Origin of the sequence: Streptomyces sp. NBC_01635 (assembly GCF_045209715.1) — a bacterium.
GTDB lineage: Bacteria > Actinomycetota > Actinomycetes > Streptomycetales > Streptomycetaceae > Streptomyces > Streptomyces hirsutus.
In genome coordinates, this window is record NZ_CP109277.1 from 6,807,746 (window position 1) to 6,825,327 (window position 17,582).

General features: G+C 71.0%; 17 protein-coding genes. 7 read left to right on the forward strand and 10 right to left on the reverse strand.

What is annotated here, in order from left to right; genetic code table 11:
- Nucleotides 1-32: 32 nt before the first annotated feature.
- A complete protein-coding gene (locus tag OHB56_RS31550) occupies nucleotides 33-2,612 on the forward strand; it encodes a glycoside hydrolase family 2 protein (RefSeq protein WP_406356946.1) in 2,580 nt (859 codons plus the stop codon).
- Nucleotides 2,609-3,691 (forward strand): LacI family DNA-binding transcriptional regulator, encoded by a 1,083-nt coding sequence (locus tag OHB56_RS31555; RefSeq protein WP_406356948.1) that lies wholly within the window; start codon nucleotides 2,609-2,611, stop codon nucleotides 3,689-3,691. The genes OHB56_RS31550 and OHB56_RS31555 overlap by 4 nt, the downstream gene beginning before the upstream one ends.
- Before the next feature lie 24 nt (nucleotides 3,692-3,715).
- Here OHB56_RS31555 and OHB56_RS31560 read toward each other — a convergent pair whose 3' ends face one another.
- The 3 genes from OHB56_RS31560 to OHB56_RS31570 form a co-directional block, all read right to left on the reverse strand.
- Nucleotides 3,716-4,483 carry an alpha/beta fold hydrolase gene (locus OHB56_RS31560; RefSeq protein ID WP_406356950.1) on the reverse strand — a complete coding sequence of 256 codons (768 nt, stop codon included), beginning with the start codon at nucleotides 4,481-4,483 and terminating at the stop codon, nucleotides 3,716-3,718.
- Nucleotides 4,484-4,662: 179 nt separating this feature from the next.
- Complete coding sequence (locus tag OHB56_RS31565) at nucleotides 4,663-4,905, reverse strand: hypothetical protein (RefSeq protein WP_406356952.1); 243 nt, start codon at nucleotides 4,903-4,905, stop codon at nucleotides 4,663-4,665.
- Nucleotides 4,902-5,162, reverse strand: a complete 261-nt coding sequence (locus OHB56_RS31570) for a hypothetical protein (RefSeq protein WP_406356954.1) — start codon at nucleotides 5,160-5,162, stop codon at nucleotides 4,902-4,904. Before OHB56_RS31570 ends, OHB56_RS31565 begins: the two co-directional genes overlap by 4 nt.
- A gap of 268 nt (nucleotides 5,163-5,430) precedes the next feature.
- On the opposite strand from OHB56_RS31570, the gene OHB56_RS31575 reads away from it, so the two are divergent.
- Complete coding sequence (locus tag OHB56_RS31575; protein WP_406356956.1) at nucleotides 5,431-6,267, forward strand: helix-turn-helix domain-containing protein; 837 nt, start codon at nucleotides 5,431-5,433, stop codon at nucleotides 6,265-6,267.
- The gene (locus OHB56_RS31580) at nucleotides 6,255-6,464 is read left to right on the forward strand and encodes a DUF397 domain-containing protein (RefSeq protein ID WP_406356958.1); all 210 of its coding nucleotides are present in this window, start codon (nucleotides 6,255-6,257) and stop codon (nucleotides 6,462-6,464) included. Before OHB56_RS31575 ends, OHB56_RS31580 begins: the two co-directional genes overlap by 13 nt.
- Nucleotides 6,465-6,674: 210 nt before the next feature.
- Here the strand turns inward: OHB56_RS31580 and OHB56_RS31585 are convergent, their stop codons facing one another.
- Together OHB56_RS31585 and OHB56_RS31590 are read right to left on the reverse strand one after the other, a co-directional pair.
- A complete protein-coding gene (locus tag OHB56_RS31585; protein ID WP_406356960.1) occupies nucleotides 6,675-8,975 on the reverse strand; it encodes an ABC transporter permease in 2,301 nt (766 codons plus the stop codon).
- On the reverse strand, nucleotides 8,972-9,682 hold the full coding sequence (locus OHB56_RS31590; protein ID WP_406356961.1) for an ABC transporter ATP-binding protein: 711 nt from the start codon (nucleotides 9,680-9,682) through the stop codon (nucleotides 8,972-8,974). Before OHB56_RS31590 ends, OHB56_RS31585 begins: the two co-directional genes overlap by 4 nt.
- Nucleotides 9,683-9,836: 154 nt before the next feature.
- Here OHB56_RS31590 and OHB56_RS31595 point away from each other — a divergent pair, with 154 nt between their 5' ends.
- Both OHB56_RS31595 and OHB56_RS31600 read left to right on the forward strand, forming a co-directional pair.
- Complete coding sequence (locus OHB56_RS31595; protein WP_406356963.1) at nucleotides 9,837-10,667, forward strand: sensor histidine kinase; 831 nt, start codon at nucleotides 9,837-9,839, stop codon at nucleotides 10,665-10,667.
- Nucleotides 10,664-11,362, forward strand: a complete 699-nt coding sequence (locus OHB56_RS31600) for a response regulator (protein ID WP_406356965.1) — start codon at nucleotides 10,664-10,666, stop codon at nucleotides 11,360-11,362. Before OHB56_RS31595 ends, OHB56_RS31600 begins: the two co-directional genes overlap by 4 nt.
- 189 nt (nucleotides 11,363-11,551) lie before the next feature.
- Here OHB56_RS31600 and OHB56_RS31605 read toward each other — a convergent pair whose 3' ends face one another.
- The 3 genes from OHB56_RS31605 to OHB56_RS31615 form a co-directional block, all read right to left on the reverse strand.
- Entirely contained in the window at nucleotides 11,552-12,406 is an 855-nt protein-coding gene (locus OHB56_RS31605) for an alpha/beta fold hydrolase (protein WP_406356966.1), read from the reverse strand.
- A 227-nt stretch (nucleotides 12,407-12,633) separates the two neighbouring features.
- Nucleotides 12,634-13,743: an SDR family oxidoreductase gene (locus OHB56_RS31610; protein WP_406356968.1), complete on the reverse strand. Its 1,110-nt coding sequence runs from the start codon at nucleotides 13,741-13,743 to the stop codon at nucleotides 12,634-12,636.
- A gap of 90 nt (nucleotides 13,744-13,833) precedes the next feature.
- Nucleotides 13,834-14,799 (reverse strand): aldo/keto reductase, encoded by a 966-nt coding sequence (locus OHB56_RS31615; protein ID WP_406356969.1) that lies wholly within the window; start codon nucleotides 14,797-14,799, stop codon nucleotides 13,834-13,836.
- 151 nt (nucleotides 14,800-14,950) lie between these two features.
- Between OHB56_RS31615 and OHB56_RS31620 the strand changes: the two genes are divergently transcribed.
- On the forward strand, nucleotides 14,951-15,433 hold the full coding sequence (locus OHB56_RS31620; RefSeq protein WP_406356971.1) for a MarR family winged helix-turn-helix transcriptional regulator: 483 nt from the start codon (nucleotides 14,951-14,953) through the stop codon (nucleotides 15,431-15,433).
- A gap of 106 nt (nucleotides 15,434-15,539) precedes the next feature.
- Here OHB56_RS31620 and OHB56_RS31625 read toward each other — a convergent pair whose 3' ends face one another.
- Entirely contained in the window at nucleotides 15,540-16,274 is a 735-nt protein-coding gene (locus OHB56_RS31625) for an SIR2 family NAD-dependent protein deacylase (RefSeq protein WP_406356973.1), read from the reverse strand.
- A 284-nt stretch (nucleotides 16,275-16,558) separates the two neighbouring features.
- Nucleotides 16,559-17,518: an ABC transporter substrate-binding protein gene (locus OHB56_RS31630; RefSeq protein WP_406356975.1), complete on the reverse strand. Its 960-nt coding sequence runs from the start codon at nucleotides 17,516-17,518 to the stop codon at nucleotides 16,559-16,561.
- Between the last annotated feature and the right edge of the window lie 64 nt (nucleotides 17,519-17,582).

The window sequence follows — 17,582 nt, forward strand, 5'->3', positions numbered from 1 at the left end:
AGGGCCGGGCCGTCCTGCCGAAGGAGCCGTTCATGAAGGAAGCCGTCCAGCTCACCGGGGGATGGAACCTCGTCCACGACGGGAGCCCCCTACCCGCTCAGGTCCCCGGCTGTGTGCACGTCGACCTGCTCGCGGCCGGCCTGATCCCGGACCCCTGCGTCGGGCTGAACGAGCCCGAGGTGGCCTGGGTGGGCCGCCGGGCCTGGACCTACACCAGGGAACTGGCGCCCGGCGAGACGGCCGCGGACCGCCACGAGCGGACCGACCTGGTCTTCGACGGCCTCGACACCGCCGCCGTGATCACCCTCGACGGGTACGAGCTCGGCCGGACCCGGAACATGCACCGGCGCCACCGCTTCGACGTCACGGGCCGCCATGGCCTGCTGCACGTCGCGTTCACGTCCGCCTACGAGGAGGCCGCGGCGGTGCGCGCGCTGACCGGGGAACGGCCCAACGCCTACCCCGAGCCGTTCCAGTACATCCGCAGGATGGCGTGCGGCTTCGGCTGGGACTGGGGGCCGACGCTGGTCACCGCCGGGATCTGGCGCCCGGTCCGGCTGGAGCACTGGTCGACGGCGCGGCTGGCGACCGTCCGCCCCCTGGTGACGGTCCGCGACGGCATGGGCAGGGTGGAGGTGCGCGTCGACGTCGAGCGCACCGAGCGGGGCGCGGACCACCGCCTGGAGGTACGCGCCGCGGTGGGCGGCGCGCAGGCCCGTGCCGCGGTGGACGGGACCGGGGCGGTGCTGACCCTCGACGTACCCGACCCGCGGCTGTGGTGGCCGCGCGGATACGGCGAACAGCCCCTGTACGACCTGGAGGTGACCCTCGTCGACCAGGGAGCGGAAACCGCCGAAACCCCCGCGGAGGACCTGCCGCTCGACTCCTGGACGCGCCGGATCGGGTTCCGCGACGTGACCCTCGACCGCTCACCGGACGAACACGGCACCGCGTTCACCTTCGTCGTCAACGGCTTACCGGTCTTCGCCCGCGGCGTGAACTGGATCCCCGACGACGTCTTCCCCTCCCGCGTCACCCCCGAGCGCTACCGCACGAGGCTGCGCCAGGCCGCCGAGGCGGGCGTGGACCTGGTGCGGATCTGGGGCGGAGGCATCTACGAGGACGACGCCTTCTACGACCTCTGCGACGAGCTGGGCCTCATGGTCTGGCAGGACTTCCTCTTCGCCTGCGCCGCCTACCCGGAGGAACAGCCCCTGCGCGGCGAGGTGGAGGCCGAGGCGCGGGACAACGTGGTCCGGCTCATGCCGCACCCGAGCCTCGTCCTGTGGAACGGCAACAACGAGAACCTGTGGGGGTTCCGCGACTGGGACTGGGAGCCCGGACTGCGGGGCGACTCCTGGGGCGGCGGGTACTACCTGGACCTGCTGCCCCGCGTCGTCGCCGAACTCGACCCCACCCGCCCCTACACCGCCGGCAGCCCCTGGTCCGGTTCCTGGGACCACCACCCCAACAACCCCGCGCACGGCACCCACCACTCCTGGGAGGTGTGGAACCGCCGTGACTACGCCGAGTACCGCGACAGCGTGCCGCGCTTCGTGGCGGAGTTCGGCTGGCAGGCACCGCCGGCGCTGGCCACCCTGAGGCGTGCGCTCCCCGGGGAGCGGCTCGCCCCCGACTCACCCGGCATGCTCCACCACCAGAAGGCCGAGGACGGCAACGGCAAGCTGAACCGGGGCGTGGAGCGCCACTTCACGCTCCCCGAGGACGACTTCGACCGCTGGCACTACCTCACCCAGGTCGTACAGGCCCGCGCGGTCGCCGCCGGGATCGAGCACTGGCGGTCGCACTGGCCGGTGTGCGCCGGCACCGTGGTCTGGCAGCTCAACGACTGCTGGCCGGTGAGTTCGTGGTCCGCGGTGGACGGCGACGGCCGCCCCAAGCCGCTGTACCACGAGCTGCGCCGGGTCTACGCCGACCGACTCCTGACGCTCCAGCCGGGCCCGGACGGCGACACCGGCGGCCCGGTGCTCGCCGTGATCAATCAGTCCGCCGAGCCGTGGCACACCGCCGTGCGTCTGCGCCGCATGCGCGCGGACGGCACCGTACTGGTGGAAGAGGTCCTCGATTTGACCGTCCCCGCGCGCCGGGTGAGCCGCCGGACCGTGCCCGGCGACCTGGTACCGGACGTGCCGTCCGCGAAGGAGTTCCTCGTCGCGGACGCGGACGCGGACGCGGATGCGGAGGCGGACACGGATGCGGGTGAGGGCACGGGCGGGGGCGGGGGCAGGGAGGAAGGCCTGCGGGCCCTGTACTTCCCCGTCGCCGACAAGGACTTCGCCTACCCCGCCCCGCGCTACGACGTCGTCGTGCGGACCCCGGTCGGACCGACGGGTCCGGCCGACGCGGGAGACGGCGCCGGTGAGGGTGACGGCGGCAGCGGCGGTGGCGGTAGTGTCGAGGTCGTGGTCACTGCGCACACCCTGGTACGGGACCTTCTCCTGCGGGCCGACCGGCTGGGCCCCGACGCCGTCTGCGACTTCGGACTGCGCACCCTGCTGCCCGGCGAGACGATCCGGCTACGGGTGGGGAACGCCGTGGACACCGGCGCCAACGCCGTGCGCAGCGCATTCTCCAGTGTGGAACCGGCGTGAGCACACCACCCAGTACGCCCCATGCCCCCCATACGCCGGGCGCACCCTCCGAACGCGTCACCATCAAGGACGTCGCCGCGGCCGCCGGAGTCTCCAAAGGCGCGGTGTCGCTGGCGTTCAACCACAAATCGGGGGTGTCCGAGGCCACCCGTGACCGCATCTTCGCGGCGGCCCGCCGACTGGGCTGGGCGCCGAACTCGTCTGCGCGCAGTCTGTCGCGGCAGTCGGTCGACACCATCGGACTGGCCATCTGCCGGCCCGCCCGGCTGCTGGGCCTGGAACCCTTCTACATGGAGTTCATCTCCGGCATCGAGAGCGTGCTCGCCGAACGCAACTGCTCCCTGCTGCTGCGCCTGGTGGGCTCACTGGAGGAGGAGATCACCCTCCAGGAGCGCTGGTGGAAGGAACGCCAGATCGCGGGATCCGTCCTGGTCGACTTCCACCGGCGGGACCCACGGATCGCTCCGCTGCGGGAGCTCGGGCTGCCCGCGGTGGCCGTCGGGCACCCGGACCTCACCGGCGGCTTCCCGTCGGTGTGGACCGACGACGCCCCCGCCGTGGCCGAGGCCGTGCGCTATCTCGCGGCCCTCGGCCACCGGCGCATCGCCCGGGTGGGCGGACCCGCCGGACTCGGCCACAGCGCCATCCGGGCGGAGGCGTTCGAGCGGACATTGGAGGAACTCGGCCTGGACGGCGGCCGGCACGTCGACACGGGCTTCTCGGGAGAGGAAGGCGCACGGGCGACCCGGTCACTGCTGCTGACGCCGGACCGCCCCACGGCGATCGTCTACGACAACGACATCATGGCCGTCGCGGGACTGGGCGTGGCGGCCGAAATGGGCGTCTCCGTGCCCGACGACCTGTCCCTGCTGGCCTGGGACGACTCCCAGCTGTGCCGCCTGACGCATCCGACCCTGTCGGCGATGAGCCACGACGTGCACCGGTTCGGGGCGGAGGTCACCGAAGTCCTGTTCGACGTGATCGCCGGCGAGGAGGTCCGGCCCCGCCCCGTGGCGACCCCCTCGCTCGTGCCCCGCCGGTCGACGGCGCCGCCCCGGTCGCAGGGCGTACACCCGTAGGGACGGGACAACGGGACAGCTTTCTCAGTCCGCGAGCGCGGCCGAGGCGGCGCGGGCGAAGGCCTCCGGGTTGTCCAGCATGATGTTGTGCCCGCACTCCGGGATCGCGACCACGTGCACGCCCGCCGCCTCCAGCGTGTCGGCGCCGGGCAGCGGGCCGTCGGCCTCCGGCAGCAGAAAGGTGCGGGGGACCTTCAGGTCGAGCAGGAGTGCGCGCACGGTGGGGACGGTGCCGCGGGCGAGGTGGACCGCGCTGCGGTGCAGCGCCTCACGGCCCGCCAGGCGCATCGTGGACCACCAGTGCTCACCGGCCCGGTCGCGGACCTCTTCCCAGCCGCCCGCCAGGAACTCCTCCTCGGAGTACGCGGCGATACCGCTGCTGCCGAGGGCACCGGGCCGCGGCGGGATCGGGTCGAGGTTGGCGTCGACCAGGACCAGCCGGGCCACCAGGTGCGGGTGCCGCGCGGCCAGGACGACGGCCACCGAGCCACCCATGCTGTGCGCGATCAGCTCCGCGCCGGCGACCCCCGCCGCGGTCAGCGCCTCGGCGAGGGCATCGGCGTGCGACTCCAGGGAGTAGTCGAAGTCCGTCGGCCGGTCGCTGAGGCCGTGACCGAGCAGATCGATCAGCAGCGAACGGCGGCCGGCCAGCAGCGGATCCACCGCCACCTGCGCGAAGTAGGCGGGCGACGTGGCGCCCAGACCGTGCACGTAGACGCGGGAGGGCTCCTGCCCCGGCAGCTCGACCCAGCGGATCCGGTCACCCCCGGGTGTCACGGCGGCATTGCGCACGGTCGGCTCTCCTGCGGTCAGGACCAGTGGGGAAGACGAGGATAGCCACGCCCGCCGGGTCTCATCGCACCGGCACCGATCTCCCGACCTCGCCCCGGCACAACGTCCCCGAGTGCCGGGGAACATGCGGCCGGCCGGCCCGACAGCGTCCATGGCACGCCCATGGAGGCTGAGCGCCGTCACCCTGGCTGTCTGCTGCGGGCGTTCGCCTCGGCGACGAGGGCGCTCAGCAGCTCGGACGGGGTGAGGGGGCACAGGTGAAGCGGGTCGGCGTCCCATTCTCGGCCACCGGCGAGCGGGCGGAGCTGAACGTACGGACCCACGCACCCCATGACCCGCCCGATGCGGTCGCGCACGGTGTCGCGGACGGCCGCGCCGACACCGGGGAGGTGGCCGACACCGAAGTTGACGTCGTCCGTCACTCGACGACTCCCGCCGCGCTGTCCGCCGAGCTTCCCTTCGCAACCCCCCTGGTGATCACGTCCGCGAGCGCGAGGGCGACCGGGGCCGAGCACACGCCGAGGTGGACAAGGGCGTACGGGGCCTCGCCGGTTCTGCGGTCGTCCGCCCACGGTGTACGGACGTCCATCGCGGGGAGCTGGACACCGGCCCGGGTGAGGGCGGTGGCGAGGGCGTCACGGGCCTCGAGGGCTTCGTGGATCTTGGGAGTGTGCGGCATGGGGTCCTCGGCAGGGTGCGGTGGGCCGTGTGCGGGCGTGCGGCGATCGACGCGGGTTCGCCGATCCCCCGACCCGACTGCGCTGGATGAATTACGCTGCGTAGTCCGGTCGTTACAAGAATGCCCGGGGTGCGGTCGCCCACGCCGTGGACGGGGTGGTGAGTCCCCGGCGTGTGGAGGTGGTTCCACGGAGTCCACGCGCCCCACACGGTCACGTCGTTCATCAGTCATCGGCCGCCAGCCATCAGCACGTCCCGGAAGGAGCGGTATGTCGCAGCGACGCGCCATCACCGGCCGCAGCCAGGAACCCCGCCAGCGGTTCGCCGAGGAACTGCGGACGTTACGCTCCGCGAGCGGTATGAGCCTGCGGGCGCTCGGCGAACGGCTGGGCTGGGACTGGTCGTTGTTCGGCAAGATGGAGAAGGGCGAGACGATCGGCAGTCCGGAGGTCGTCCAGGCCCTCGACACCCACTACGGAACCCCGGGCCTGCTGCTGGCCCTGTGGGAACTGGCCGCCGGGGACCACACGCAGTTCCGCGAGCGGTACCGCCGGTACATGGCGCTGGAGGCGGAGGCGGTGAGCCTGTGGCACTTCGCGGTGAGCGTGCTGCCGGGGCTGTTGCAGACGCCGGGGTACGCGAGGGAGGTACTGGCGGCGGGAGGGCTCAAGGGCAAGGAACTCGACCAGCAGGTCGACGCGCGGATGGGGCGGCGTGAGCTGCTGGAGGGTGAGAAGGCCCCTTCGTTCCGGACCATCCTGTCGGAGGCGGTGCTGCGGACACCGTTGCGCGATGTGGGGGAGTGGCGCGGGCAGTTGGAGTATCTGGTGGACGTGGCGGAGCGGCCCAGTGTGACGATGCAGGTGCTTCCGCTGAGTGCCGGGCTGCATGGCCTGATGAACGCCACTGTGATGTTCCTGCGGCTGACGAACGGACGTACGGTGGCCTACACGGAGAACGGCTACTGGGGCGATCTCATCGAGGAAAACGCGAGAGTTGAGCGCTTGCATTGTGCATACGATGCGATGCGCGACCTGGCGTTGTCGCCTGCTGAGTCGCGGAAGTTCGTCTTGGCCATGTTGGAGGAAGTGCTGTGCGACCCCTAGACCTGAGTGCCGCAGCCTGGCGCAGGAGCAGCTACAGCAATCAGGACGGAGGCGAGTGCGTCGAGGTCTCCGACGACTTCGCCGCCGTAGTCCCCGTGCGGGACAGCAAGGTCCCGCACGGACCGGTGCTTGTGTTCCCGTCTGCCGGCTGGGCGTCCTTCGTTTCCGCGGTCAGGGGCGATCAGTTGAGAATCTGATGGGGCGGGGCCGTTCGGCCCGGAGGCGTGCAGGGTGGCGGCGCAGTGCGTGACGCGTTCACCCCGTGCTGCTTCTTCGCACGGGGTGAACGGCCGGGACCGGAGGGTGCGCAGTCGCCTCGGAGACGTCCGGCTCCCGACCGTACGCCGTGCTCAGGACGATGAGGGCGTGGGCGGTCCGGCGGAGAAATTCACCGAGGGGGAGACCGGCTATTCGTTGTGCAGCACCTTGGCGATGGTGAGCCGCGCTGCCGACCTCGCCGGGATCAGCGCACCGAGGACGGCGATCGCCACGCCTGCCAGGACGAGAGCGGCCAACTGCGGCACGTGCCACACCTGCTTCGCGGATTCGGGGAACGAGATCACTCCGACGTGGTCCACGACCAGCCGGTGCGCAACGATCCCCAGGGGGATTCCCAGGAGCCCGCCGACGACGCCCAGCGCCGCGACGGACGACACCGTCATCGTCATGACCTGGCGGGGCGTCATTCCGATCGACTTGAGCATGCCCAGGTCGCGGCGCCGCTCCCGGACGTTGAGCAGGACGGTGTTGAAGACCCCGAGCGAGGCGACGACGGCCAGCAGCACGGTGAACACCGACGCGAAGCCGACAACGGTCTTGGTCACGGTGTTGTCAGGCTTCTGCACCACGGGGCGGAGAGCCGGGTCGGCTGCCTTGACCGCTTCGACGTAGTTCTGGACGTCGGCGTCGCGAGCGAGTCGGACCGTGTACTCGACGGCCCGGGTCGTGGGGTCGAGTTGCCTCAGAGTCCGCCAGCCGGATGCCAGCGCCTTGGCATTGCCGTCCGAAAGCTCACCCACGATGGAGACGGGTACCTGCGTGCCGTTCAGCTGGATGGTGACCCGGTCGCCCACTGACAGCCCGTGCTGTGTGAGAAATGCCGGCCCGGCCGCGGCCTCTCCGTCACCGTCCGGCCAGTGCCCCTTGACGACACGGGCAGCGAGGTCCTGAGTGTCCCCACGGTAGAAGTCGGCGAACACGGTCTGCGTGTGACCGGCGAGGCTCACTCTGGTGAGCGCGCGGGCGGTCACCCTGTCCGCCCCGGGCAGAGAGCGCAGACGTTGTTCGAACTGAAGGTCGCTCAGCTTCAAAGCGGTCCGGCCGCGTGCGGGCGAACCTGCCTCCACGTGGACCCGGTCGGCCCCGTCGTCCTTGCCGACGAACGCGACCATGGTGCTGGTCAGACCGGTCGTCAGGGTCACGGTGGTGACCCCGAGGACGATGGCCGCCATGGTCAACAGGGAGCGGCCCGGTCGGGCGAACGGCTGGCTCAGTCCAAGGCTCACGGCACGTGGCAGCCGGGTTCCGCCGAGCCGATGCTGGATGCGCAGCCCTCGTCCGGTCCGCGATGCACTGCCTGCTGTGATCGCCTGGGCCGCGGGCAGCCGGTGCGCACGCACGGCGGGGATCAGGGCGGCTGCGGCGACGAGAGCGGGCATGCCCACCAGGCAGACCACGGATGGCCACCAGCTGATACCGATGGAGGCATTGCCCGTGTCGATGCCGGCGAAAGCCACCCGCAGGATGGGGCCGGCCACCGCGTTGCCGATCAGGGTGCCGAGGGCACAGCCGATGACTGCGGGGACGGAGACCATCGTCAGGTAGACCGCCAGCACCTGGTTCGGGGTGAAGCCCAGCGACTTGAGCACGCCGATGTGCCGGTGCCCGGAGACGACCGCCCCGCTGACGACATTCCCGACGATCAGCACGGAGACCAGAAGGCCGAGGACGCCGAAGAGTGTCATGAACGGCAGATACGCGTCGGCCTGTGCGGAGAAGGCCTGCTTGAGGGTGAGGTAGGACTGTGCGGTGGTCAGTGAGCCGGCGGGCAGTTCGGCGGTGGCCGTGGTGAGGCCGGTACGCAGCTCCCGGTCGGTCGAGGCGTGCGTGAACCGGTACAGCATCTGGGCGGTGGTCGGCTGCAAGCGGGCCATCTGCTCGGGCGAGACCCAGGCTCCGGCGGACTTGCTCATACTGGTCGCGAAACCGACGACGGTGAGGGGCGGGGCTCCACGGGCTGTGAGCTCGGTGCCGAGCCGATCCGGGCCGGGTGTACCGCCGACGGGCCAGTTGACGACGATTTCACCGGGAGCGGTGGCCCAACGGCCTTCCAGGAGGCGGATGCGGTCCACCGGGCCGTCCGGACCGGCCCGGCCCACGACGGACAGGGAACCGGCCGGCATCCACAGCCAGTCCTCGGACATCTCGAGAAGGGATTGCCCGAAGGGCCCGGCGGCGGCCTCCACGCCGGGGCGGCGGCTTGTCCGCGCCAACTGCCCACTCGACGCCTTCGACAGGTCGAACGCCGCCACCGTGTGGGCGCCGCGCTGCTGGTCGAAGGCTCTGTCGAAGGGCGCCGAGGCCGCGGTCAGTAACCCCAGCCCGAGCAGGACGGTCGTGGTGGAGCACAGGACCACGAGTCCGATGACGAAGGTCTGGAGTCTGCGGCGTTTTACGGCCGCCCGCGAGGCCCTCCACACGGCGCTCATGCGGTCGGCTCCAACGTGCTTTCCCGGGCTACTCGGCCGTCGGCGACCTCGATCAGGCGGCTGGCGCAGCGGGTGGCAAGGCGTGGGTCGTGCGTGACGATCAGCAGGGTCTGCCCGATCTGGTTGAGGTCGATCAACAGGTCCATGACCTGCTCGCCCGAGCGGCTGTCCAGCGCGCCCGTCGGCTCGTCGGCCAGGAGCAGGGCCGGACGGTTCATCAGCGCCCTTGCCACGGCCACGCGTTGACGCTCGCCTCCGCTCAATGCGGCCGGATAGGAGTCCTTGCGGTCGGCGATGCCCAGTTCGTCGAGGAGTTCCAGCGCACGACGGCGCGCCTGCCGGGCGGACGTGCCGGTCAACTGGGCGGCCAGCGCCACGTTGTCCAGTGCGGGCAGGTCGTCGATCAGGTTGAAGAACTGGAAGATCATGCCGATGTGCCGCCGCCGGAACAGCGCCAGCCCGGTCTCGTTCAGCTTCTCCAGGTCCCGGCCGTGGACCTGCACCGTCCCCGACGTCGGGCGGTCCAGGCCGGCGACCATGTTGAGCAGCGTGGACTTGCCGCACCCGGAGGGCCCCATCACCGCGACCGCCTCCCCGGCACGGATCTCCAGGCAGACGCCGTCCAGGGCCTTCGTGTCGCCGTATTCCTTGTGGACGCCGTCCAGCCGGACGACGACCTGTGGGGAGCTGTCCAGATCAGTAGTCATGGCATGAACCTAGAAGCGGCGGAACAGGCGCGACGTCCCTCCCCGGGTGTAACCGACCCCGTCGGTCATCCTGGGGATGTAGGGGGCTGGACCCGGAGCATGACGCGGAGGGGCGCGTCGAGCTGCGAGGCTTGTGCGAGTGAGGAGTTCAGGGTTGATCTGGCTGGTCGCGGTTTTGGCGGCGGCGTGCGCGGCGGTCGCCTTCCTGGGAGCGGCGCTCATCAGGGCGCGGCGGCGGTACCGGGCGGCCATCGAAGAGCGCGGCTGGTTGCTGGAGCGGGAGCGTGAGAGCGCGGCGCGGACGGCGGTCGACGCCGAGCGGGCCAGGATCGCGTCCGAGCTCCACGACATCGTCAGCCACAACGTGAGCCTCATGGTGGTCCAGGCCGGTGCCGCCCGCGAGGTGCTGGCCACCCTGCCCGCCGAGGCCGAGGCCGCGCTGGGCGCTGTGGAGAGCGCCGGACGGACCGCGATGACCGAGCTACGGCACCTGCTCGGCCTGCTCGCCCCCGCGCAGACCGGCGACGACGAACCCTACAGCCAGGACCTCGCACCACAGCCCAGCCTCAGCCGGCTCAGCCCGCTGATCGACCGGATCGCCTTCGCCGGCCTACCCGTGGAGGTGCGGATCTCCGGGGAGCCCCGCACCCTGCCGACCGGGATCGACGTCACCGCCTACCGGATCATCCAGGAGGCATTGACCAACGCCCTCAAACACGGAGACGGAGCGAAGGCCGAGGTGACCGTGCGGTACGCGGAGCACTACCTGCGCGTCGAGGTGCTGAACAGCGGACCGAGCGTCCTGTCGGGTGCCGCCTCCGCACCGCTCCCAAGACGCCCGGTCACGGACCGGGCCGACGGAGCGGGACGCGGACTGATCGGCCTGCGGGAGCGGATCGCCGTTTACGGCGGCGACCTGGACGCCCGGCGCCGCCTGGGCGGCGGCTACCGGGTCCGCGCCCGGATCCCCCTGGACCGGCCATGACCACACCCACCGATCCAGGCCCCCGGGTCGTGATCGCCGATGACCAGGAACTGGTCCGCACCGGCTTCCGCCTGATCCTGACCGCGCGCGGCATCAACGTGGTCGGCGAGGCCGCGGACGGAGCCGAGGCCGTCGACGCCGTACGCCGCCTGAGCCCCGACGTCGTCCTCATGGACATCCGTATGCCGACCATGGACGGCCTGGAAGCCGCCCGCCGCGTCCTCGTGCGGACCCCGGGCTGCCGAGTGATCATGCTGACCACCTTCGACCTCGACTCCTACGTCTACGCAGCCCTCGCCGCCGGCGCCAGCGGCTTCCTGCTCAAGGACGTCACCCCCGCACATCTCGCCGCCGCCGTACGCCTGGTCGACACCGGTGACGCACTGCTCGCCCCCTCGATCACCCGCCGCCTGGTGGAACGCTACGGCTCCCGCACCGGACGGACCGCTTCGGGATCGTCGCTCCCCGCCGTCCACCGCGACCTTGCCGCACTGACGCCGCGCGAACACGAGGTGCTGACACTCATGGGCAGGGGCCTGTCCAACACCGAACTCGCCCAAGAACTGACACTGAGCGAGTCGACGGTGAAAACCCATGTAGCCCGGATCTTCGCCAAGCTGCACCTGCGCGACCGGGCCCAGGCCGTCGTCCTCGCCTACGAGACCGGACTCGTCACACCCGGAGGATCCGCGTGATCCGCCGATCTCGGCTGCCGCCCGTCAGCCCACCGTGGCGAGGAGCGCCGCCATGGGGCCGTAACTCATGGGCACTCCCTTGGCGCCACAGAGGGTCCTTGGCACGGCCCAAGGACCCGTACGTCCCCCGGAACGAGGTCCGTTCGTCGGACTCGGCCATTGCGGCACCGCCGATCGCCCGGCGGGGTGTCAGCGTGTTGCGAGGTTTGCGAGCAGTTCGGCGGCGGGCTTCGGGTGGACGAGCCAGCGCAGGTGGCTCCCTTCGAGTGTCCGGACCTCGAACGGGTTGTCGGGTGTGAGCGCGTCGGCTTCGCGGATCATACGGTCCTGCATGGCGAGCGGAATGCTGGCATCGTCGGCCAGACGCACATAGGTCTTGGGAATCCGGCCCCAGGTCGCGGCCTGTGCCCGGTCGGTGGGCGTACCGACGTCGAGATTCTCATCGGGCTGGAAGGTGTTCAGGAACGTCCGGAACTCGTCATCGGTGAGGTCGGCGGCGAAAGCCTGTCGGAACGCGGCGAGTGCCGTCGGGTCGGCGGTCCGGAAGTTGATCCGGAGCAGACCGAGCTCGGCCGGGTTTCCGGCGATCGCCGGAGCGAAGGCGCCCGGATCGACTTCCGCCATCTCCGGCTCGGCGTAGTAGGCGCCGACGTCCAGGTCGACCGGGCACCAGGCGGAGACGTAAGCGATCCTGTCGATCAGCTCGGGCCGTGCGTTGCCGGCCGCGGTGACCGTGGCGCCGCCCCTGCTGTGGCCGACGAGTACGGTCGGCCCGTTGCGCTTCGCCCGTTCGAGGACGTCGATCACGCGGGCGGCGTTGTCGGCGAGTGTGACTCCCTTGATGTTCCCCGGTTCCGCGGCGAGCACGTGGAGGTCCTGAGGAGCCTGGTAGGCGGCGGGGAACGTCGCCTCGAACCCGTGCCCCGGAAGATCGACCGCGACCGAGCGGTGGCCGAGCAGGGCAAGCTCGGCCTGCAGCGGCGCGAACGAGAACGAGTTCGCGAAGGCCCCGTGGACAAGAATGAACGTCGGTAGATTCCGCATGCCTCAGCCTCCAACAGGAGGACCTTCGGAGCAAGCTCAATTCGGTTGGTCCGCAATACCGTTCAGCCGGTGGCTACGGCGCGACGGAGCCGTGCGCGGGTGATCGCCGTGATGCCCCGGAGACCCGAAAACATGCCGACTGTTACGACCCGCACCACTCCGGGAGCCTCGAACTGGGCCGATCTCCCGGGCCGAAGCCGGGGAGGGGACCCATGCGGCGTTGTGGTTCAGCGGTCGCGGAACGGGGGGAGCGCCTTCTGTTCCACCAGGCGGTCGAACAGGTGCAGGAGTCGCGTCTCCGAGTCGAGTGCGTCCGCGAAACCCGCCTGACGGATCTTCACGGTCGACGTGATGTTGTCCGCCTCGTGGTGGAACAGGAAGTCCCCGATCGGCCAGGCGACGAGCCTCTCGTACGGCGTCGGGACCAGGCCGTGACGGTCGACGAGCCGTTGCCACACGTCCGCGCGGGTCGGCATCGCCTGCGCGAGCGACATCTGCTGCGGCGGGGCGTAGTCCATGCCGAAGTGCTCGGCGAACCGCGGCCAGAGGCCGGACCAGCGGAACTGGTCGCCGTTGGTCACGTTGAAGACCTGGCCGACGGCGGTCCCGGCGGAGCCCGCCCACACGGTCGCCCGGGCGAGCAGCTCCGCGTCGGTGGTCTGGTACAGCACGTCGTACGCGGCGCGGGTGCCGGGGAACCGCATCGGCAGACCGAGTTCCTTGCAGATTGCGGCGTAGACCCCGATGACGAGCAGGAGGTTCATCGGATTTCCGGTCGCATAGCCGGTCACCCCCTCGGGGCGCAGCGCGGTGAACGCGAAACCCCGGCCGGCGGCGGCCTGCCGCAGAAGGTCCTCCTGCGTGGAGTAGAAGTGCGGGGCGACGAGCCGCGGGTCGCTCTCCTTCGCCGGCGTCGTGAAGTACCCGAGGTGATGGCCGTACGCCTTGCCGCCCTGGTAGAGCGTGACGTGGCGGAGCGGGGCGCCGGCGGCCCGCAGTGCGTCGAGGGTGTTGCGCAGGAGCGCGTCGTTGACCTCGATCAGCTCGGCGTCGGTCGGCTTCTCGATGTAGGCGGCGAAGACGAGGTGCGTGACGTCCCCGAGGCCCGCGAGGCCGGTCGTCGCGCTCTCGGCGTCGAGCAGGTCGACGCTGTGGTGCTGCCAGGGCACGTCGTCGAGGGCACGGCGGCTCACGCCGTGGACCGTCCACCCCAGCCGGCTGTACTCGCGGGCGGCGTGGCTGCCGATGAGGCCGCCGTCCCCGGCGACCAGGACGGTGCCGCCGTTCCTGGGCAGGTCGGTCAGTCCGAGTCCTGGTGTGGTGCGGGTGAGGGTCATGGACGGGATCTCCGTTCGTGGGACGCGGCGGGTACGGCCGGGCCTGTCGCGGTGCGGCCGGGTTCATCGCGGTGCGGTCGGCGGCGAAGCTCAGGCGAAAGGCTGCGACGCGGTGTCGAGGGCGGCGATGTCGGCCTCGGTGAGCCGCAGCGACGGCGCGGCCAGGAGGGCCGGGAGCTGCTCCACCGTCCGGGCCGAGGCGATGGGCGCCGTGACGCCCTTCGAGAGCAGCCACGCGAGCGCCACCGTGGCCGGCTCGGTGCCGTGCGCCTCGGCGACGCGGACGACCTCGTCGACGACCTTCAGGCCGGGCTCGGAGAGGTAGCCGTGGGCGAGACCCTGGCGGGCCCGGCCCTCGAGGTCCGCGAGGGAGCGGTACTTGCCGGTCAGGAAGCCCGAGGCCAGGGAGAAGTACGGGAAGACGGCCGCGTCGAACTTCTCGGCGACCGGGCGGTAGCCCTGCTCGTAGTCCTTGCGGAAGACGAGGTTGTACTGGGGCTGGATCGCGACCGGCACGGCGAGGTTCTCCGCGGTCGCGTGCTCGAACCAGCGGAGCATGCGCTCGGGCGCGTAGTTGGAGAGCGCGACGTGACGGACCTTGCCGGAGCGGACGAGTTCGTCGTAGGTCGCGGCCTGGTCCTCGATCGCCACGTTCTCGTCGTCCTGGTGGGCGTAGAACAGGTCGACGTGGTCGGTGCGCAGGCGCTTCAGTGAGGCGTCGAGCGCCGCGGTGACGGATGCGCGGTCCTGCTGGTCGAACGGCGGGAGCAGGCCGGCCTTGGTGGCGACGACGACGTCGTGCCGGTTGCCGCGCGCGGCCATCCACTCGCCGAGGAGCGTCTCGGACTCGCCGCCGGTGTGGCCCTCCACCCAGAACGAGTAGGCGTCGGCCGTGTCGACGAGCGTGCCACCGGCGCCCGCGTAGGCGTCGAGCACGGCGAACGACTCCTCGCGGCCGGAGGTCCAGCCGAACGTGTTGCCGCCGAGAACCAGGGGAACGGCGGTGAGGCCGGTGCGAGGAAGGGCGACGAGGTCGGTCCGGACGTTGACTGTCATTCGGGGTCCCTTGCTGTGGTGCGTGGTGGTGCGTGTCGTGCCGCGGCCTGTGGACCCCCCCGCCTGCAGGTCACGGATCGATCACTTTCCTCGGAAAGTGACTGTACGGACCATTCACTTTCCGTGTCAAGTGAATGCTAGGGTGGTGGCCATGGAGTCCGAGGAGGGGGCGCGCTGGCTCGCGCCGGAAGAATCCGAGGCGTGGCTCGCGGTCTGGACGATGGCGGTGTGGCTGCCCGTGCGGCTCGACGCGCAGCTTCGTCGGGACTCCGACCTGAGCCTTCCCGAGTACCACGCGCTCTCGCAGATCTCGATGGCGCCGGAACGGACGCTCCGGCTCAGCGAACTCGCGGCCGTCGCGAACATGGCGCTGTCCCACCTGTCGCGTGTCGTGTCACGCCTGGAGAAGGCCGGCTGGGTACGGCGCGTCCCGGACCCCACCGACGGCCGGTACACCCTCGCCAGGCTCACCGACGAGGGGTGGCACAAGGTCGCCGCCGCCGCGCCCGAGCACGTCGACGCCGTGCGCCGCTACGTGTTCGACAGCCTCACGCCCGAGCAGAAGCGAGCCCTCGGCGAGGCAGCGGCCCGCGTCGTGGAGGCCCTCGATCCACCAGGCATCGCGCGGGCCTGAAACCCCGGCGCTCCACCGGAGGCGCAGGCGCGCGTCGGACGCCGGCGCCGTGAGCGCCGGCCGGACGTCGGGGCGGAAGGACAGGGCCTGCCGCCGGACCCTCGACTCACCGCGGGCTGTCGCTCAGCGTGCGCAGCAGCTTGGGGAGTGCGGTGCCGATCGGTTCCCGGATGACCTCGTCGGCCCGGTCGTCGTACGGAGTGGGCTCGGCGTTCACGATGATCAGCCGGGCGCCGTGATCCGCGGCGACGCCGGCCAGACCGGCGGCGGGCTGGACCTGGAGGCTGGTGCCGACGGCGACGAAGATCTGGCAGGCCTTGGTGATGGCGAGCGCATCGTGCAGGACCACGGGGTCGAGGCGCTCACCGAACATGACCGTCGCCGATTTCAGGATGCCGCCGCACTCCGGGCAGGACGGGTCGTCCTCGCCGGCCTCGACCCGGGCCAGGGCATCCCCCATCGGCCCGCGGGCATGGCACTTCGTGCACACGGTGCTGCGGGCACTGCCGTGGAGTTCGAGGACCTTGCGGGTGGGCATCCCGGCGAGCTGGTGCAGGCCGTCCACGTTCTGCGTGATCACCCTGACCGGCACACCCGACCGCTCCAGCTCGACGACGGCCCGGTGCGCCGCGTTGGGTTCCACTTGGAGTGTGCGGTTCTTGCGCCGCATCTGCCAGGACCGCCGCCGGATCTCCGGATCGCCCATGTAGTACTCGTACGTGACGAGCTTCTCCGCCTCCGGATCCTTCCGCCACAGCCCATTGGGGCCACGGTAGTCGGGGATGCCGGAATCGGTGGAGATGCCTGCGCCGCTCAGGAGGGCGACAAGGGGCTTGGTCATGGGGCGAGCGTAGAACTCCCGGCTGTTCGGAGCGAGTGCGTTTCACGAGGCCCTTCCGGGAGGACGGAGGCGAGTGCGTCGAGGTCTCCGACGACTTCGCCGCCGCCGTCCCGGGCGGGACAGCCGGCTCCCGCGCGGTCCGGTGCGTGTGGTCCCGGCTGTCGGCCGGGTGTCCTTCGTGTCCGCTCTCGGGCATGGGCGGTCGGGGCGGCTGCCCGGGCCGGGCGACGGCCCCGCGCCCTTCTCGGATCGCGGGGCCGTCGGCCTGCCCGTGTCGGCTCAGGTCACTTGCCGAGGGCCTTCTCGATGTCGGTGATGACCTTCTCCATGGCGATCGGGCCGTTGCTGCTGCTCCAGACCTGGCCGTCGACCCCGTGGTACCGGCCCGCCTTGACGGCCTTCATCCGGGTGAAGGCCTTCTCGGAGCGGGCGGCCTCCAGCGCCTCGTCCCCCTCGGCGTTCAGCGTGGCGATGAAGACGTGGTCGGCGTCGGCCTTGGTGAGGTTCTCCAGGGACAGCGGGTCCGAGTGCGGCTGCTTGCCGAGGTCCTTGGCGATCGGCAGCGGCGACAGACCGGCCTCCTCCAGCATCGCGGTGGGCATGTTGGCGGAGTTCATCACGATCGGGCCGCCCGGCATCCACCGCATCACGACGCCCGTGCCCTTGGCGCCGTCGCCCGCCTCGCCCGCGCGCTCGACCAGGGCGTCGATCTTCTTGTCGAGTTCGTCGGACTTGCCCAGCGCCTCGCCGTAGGTGTCGAGGCCGGAGCGCCAGTCACCGGCGGCCGGGACGATGGTGGGGGCGATGGCGGAGAGCGTCTCGTACTGCGACTTCTCCAGGTTGGGGCCGGTGAGGATGAGGTCCGGCTCGGCCTTGAGGATCGCCTCGGCGTTGGGTTCCCGCACCGTGGCGACCAGCGGGATGTCGGCAGCCTGGTCGCCCAGGTAGGCGGGAGCGCCTTCCGAGCCCCGGGCGGCGCTGGTGCCCACCGGGGTGATGCCGAGAGACAGGGCGGTGTCCAAAGAGACGTCACTGAGGGTGACGATCTTCTTGGGTGTGCCGTCGATCTTCACCTCACCGAAGGCCGTCTGCACGACCCGCTCGGTCCCGCCGGCCGCCGAGTTTCCTTTGTTCTCACCGGAGTTGGCGGAGCCGGACCCTCCGCAGGCGGCCAGGGTCATGACCAGGGGAGCGGCGGCCAGAGCGAGAGCGGCGGAGCGCAGCGGGGAGCGGCTTCTGGGCATGGGTGTCTCCAGGGGAGGTGGATGTATAGCGAAAGCAAAGTTAGGTTAACCTCACCTTGGTTGA

Coding starts and splice junctions, on each gene's coding strand:
- OHB56_RS31550 (WP_406356946.1), top strand. CDS start 33: ATGAAGGAAGCCGTCCAGCTCACCGGGGGATGGAACCTCGTCCACGAC.
- OHB56_RS31570 (WP_406356954.1), bottom strand. CDS start 5,162: ATGCCGCACACTCCCAAGATCCACGAAGCCCTCGAGGCCCGTGACGCC.
- OHB56_RS31575 (WP_406356956.1), top strand. CDS start 5,431: ATGTCGCAGCGACGCGCCATCACCGGCCGCAGCCAGGAACCCCGCCAG.
- OHB56_RS31585 (WP_406356960.1), bottom strand. CDS start 8,975: ATGAGCGCCGTGTGGAGGGCCTCGCGGGCGGCCGTAAAACGCCGCAGA.
- OHB56_RS31590 (WP_406356961.1), bottom strand. CDS start 9,682: ATGACTACTGATCTGGACAGCTCCCCACAGGTCGTCGTCCGGCTGGAC.
- OHB56_RS31600 (WP_406356965.1), top strand. CDS start 10,664: ATGACCACACCCACCGATCCAGGCCCCCGGGTCGTGATCGCCGATGAC.
- OHB56_RS31605 (WP_406356966.1), bottom strand. CDS start 12,406: ATGCGGAATCTACCGACGTTCATTCTTGTCCACGGGGCCTTCGCGAAC.
- OHB56_RS31610 (WP_406356968.1), bottom strand. CDS start 13,743: ATGACCCTCACCCGCACCACACCAGGACTCGGACTGACCGACCTGCCC.
- OHB56_RS31615 (WP_406356969.1), bottom strand. CDS start 14,799: ATGACAGTCAACGTCCGGACCGACCTCGTCGCCCTTCCTCGCACCGGC.
- OHB56_RS31620 (WP_406356971.1), top strand. CDS start 14,951: ATGGAGTCCGAGGAGGGGGCGCGCTGGCTCGCGCCGGAAGAATCCGAG.
- OHB56_RS31625 (WP_406356973.1), bottom strand. CDS start 16,274: ATGACCAAGCCCCTTGTCGCCCTCCTGAGCGGCGCAGGCATCTCCACC.
- OHB56_RS31630 (WP_406356975.1), bottom strand. CDS start 17,518: ATGCCCAGAAGCCGCTCCCCGCTGCGCTCCGCCGCTCTCGCTCTGGCC.